This window comes from Thauera phenylacetica B4P, assembly GCF_000310225.1.
Lineage (GTDB): Bacteria > Pseudomonadota > Gammaproteobacteria > Burkholderiales > Rhodocyclaceae > Thauera > Thauera phenylacetica.
On record NZ_AMXF01000405.1, the window covers coordinates 1 to 1993 of the forward strand.

At 75.5% G+C, this 1993-nt stretch carries 2 protein-coding genes; both read right to left on the reverse strand.

The window, feature by feature from the left end; genetic code table 11:
• Window positions 1–79: 79 nt before the first annotated feature.
• On the reverse strand, window positions 80–1153 hold the full coding sequence (locus tag C667_RS22495) for a U32 family peptidase (protein WP_004386876.1): 1074 nt from the start codon (window positions 1151–1153) through the stop codon (window positions 80–82).
• 10 nt (window positions 1154–1163) lie between these two features.
• The coding region (locus C667_RS22500; protein WP_004386877.1) for a hypothetical protein at window positions 1164–1993 on the reverse strand (830 nt) is incomplete at its 5' end.

Sequence of the window (1993 nt, forward strand, 5' to 3'; positions counted from 1 at the left end):
CGTGCCCGCGAGGCGGCGGCGCGCGCAGCGCGCACGGACGACTCGCCCTGAGCGGCGCAGGCGCGGCCGCGGCGCCGTCTCAGTCGGAGGTGGGGGCGGGGGAGGGGGCGGTCGAGGGCGCGTGCCGCACCGTCTCCCGCGTGCGCTGGGCCTCGCCCACGACCTCGGGGTAGTAGCACATGAAGCCGGTCGCGCAGTGCTCGTGCGAAGGCCGCAGGCCGCGCGCGCGCGCCATCACCGCCGCGGGCGATTCGCCGCGCTCGTGGGCGTCGAGGATCTGCCTGACCATGCGCACGCTGGCGAGCTTGCGCTCGGGCGGGCCCTCGCGGCCGGCGATCTTGAGCGCGTGGATGCCGCCGCGCCCGAGCGCCGGGATCGCGCACAGGCCGCAGGGGCCGAAGGGCATGCCCTCCGCTGTGGTGGTGAAGCCGCAGGAGAAGCGGTACCACAGCCAGCGCCGGTAGGCCGCGTCGTTCTCCTGCAGGCGGGCGGCGAGCGCGGGCGAGAGCGGCCGGCCGTCGCGGTGGCGGTGGTCGTAGGCGTAGCGGTCGAGGCAGATCGGTCCGCCGAGCGCGCCGGGCAGGTGCAGGGTGTTGCAGCTGCCCTCCTCGTAGACGCAGCCGTCGTTGAGGATGAAGGCCTCGATCTCGAGGTCGGGCACCGCGGCGGCGATCTCCGCGGCTTCGTTGAGCGTGATGTCGCGCGGCAGGATCAGCCGGCGCGCGCCGAGCTCCTGGTAGAGGCGGGCGCCGTCGGCGTTGCGGCAGGTGGCCACCGAGCTGACGTGGATGCGCAGCCCCGGCACGGCCTCGGCCAGCGCCAGGATCAGGCCGGGGTCGCTCGCGATCACCGCATCGCCCCCCATGTCGGCATAGCCGCGCGCGATCTCGAGCGCGAACTCGATCTGCTCGACCGAATACTGCTGCGCGTTGAGCACGAGCGAGAGCTGCACGCCATGGCGGTGGGCGAGCTCCACCGCCTCGGCGAGCGCCGCCAGCGAGGGCAGGTTGCCGCCGGGGCGGCGGTTGGCGCTGGCGCCGCCGAAGCGCTCGGCCCACTCGCGCGGCGTCACCCCGCAGTAGAGCTCGTCCGCGCCGGCACGCGCCAGCGCGGCGATCTCGTCGAGTTGGCGGATGGGGGCGACGATCTTCATGCGGGTCTCCTCACAAGGCCTCGCCGGGCACGATCAGGCGCGCCACCCGGCCCGAGGCCACGGCGGCGGCGAGCACTGCGAGGCTGGCCGCGGAGTGGCGGCAGAAAACGGTGTTGCCGACGTGCACGGTCTCCCAGGCGTCCTGCGTGCCCGCGCGCTCGCGCGCGGTGCGGGCGGCGAGGCCGAGGCACTCGTGGTGGCAGAAGGGCTGCGGCGCGAAACGCTCGGGCCCGGGGCGCGCGAGCCCGGCGGTGCGGCACATGCGCCCCTTGGCGACGAAGGCGAAGGGCAGGTGCACCCCGAGCGGCAGCGGCACGCCGGAGAAGCTGTCGGCGTCGGCGAAGAGCGGCAGGTCCATCTCGACGCGCGTGATCCCCACGCGGGCGAACAGGCGCTGCTGCCAGGGCGAGGCGAAGCCGTGGGCGGCGGGCGGGGCGTACTGCGGGTTGCCCAGGCGCGGGTCCTTGAGCATGCGGCACAGGATGCGGCCGGCGACGGCCTGCAGCAGCGGGTGGCGTTCGCGCAGGCGCAGGGCCACGCCCCAGTCGTTGACCACGACCTCCGCGCCCGCGGGCAGCAGGGCGAAGAGCGCATCGAGGGCACGCAAGACCTCCGGCGAGGCGACCGGCGTGAGCAGGCAGACCTCCAGTCCGGCCGCCGACGCCTCGGCGAGCGTGCGTTCGAGCTGCTCCGGTTCGGGCAGCAGACGCTCGCAGAACTCGCTGCCCACGTGCAGCCGCGTGGGGCGCAGCGGCGCCAGCCAGTCGGCGAGCGCCGGGTCACGCAGGGTGGCCGACCAGAACGCCGCGCGCGCCGGCGCCTCGGCGCACAGCCGCTCCA

Excerpts from the sequence above, each read along its gene's own strand:
- C667_RS22495 (WP_004386876.1), bottom strand. The coding sequence starts at position 1,153 with ATGAAGATCGTCGCCCCCATCCGCCAACTCGACGAGATCGCCGCGCTG.